The sequence below is a fragment of the Pseudomonas sp. 10C3 genome (assembly GCF_036346185.1).
In the GTDB taxonomy this organism is placed as follows: domain Bacteria; phylum Pseudomonadota; class Gammaproteobacteria; order Pseudomonadales; family Pseudomonadaceae; genus Aquipseudomonas.
Genome location: NZ_JASJVE010000173.1, coordinates 1 through 247, shown reverse-complemented (window position 1 = coordinate 247; position 247 = coordinate 1). Strand labels below are relative to the sequence as shown.

1 protein-coding gene is annotated in these 247 nt (G+C 49.4%); it reads right to left on the bottom strand.

What is annotated here, in order from left to right; all coding sequences use genetic code 11:
• A partial coding sequence (locus QN399_RS26520; RefSeq protein ID WP_330201967.1) for a hypothetical protein occupies nt 1-247 on the bottom strand: 247 nt, incomplete at both ends.

Below are 247 nucleotides of genomic sequence, written 5' to 3'. Positions count from 1 at the left end.
TTATAGATTCCGCCTCCATCCTTTTCCTCTCTAGCTCGGGTGGTGGCAGGGGCAGTTGTGTAATACCCATAGAATCATGTTCTTGCCCGTAACCTTGGCCTTTGCCTGGCTTTTTTTTTCTGCCATGGGTGGCGTAGAGTTTCTTATCTGTGTTTGGATTGGTCGCTTGAACCGTGACCTGGTCAGTAGCTCTAAGTATTGCTACATCCCGCTCGTCGTTTCTTACTACCTGCAGCCAGTCCAGTAC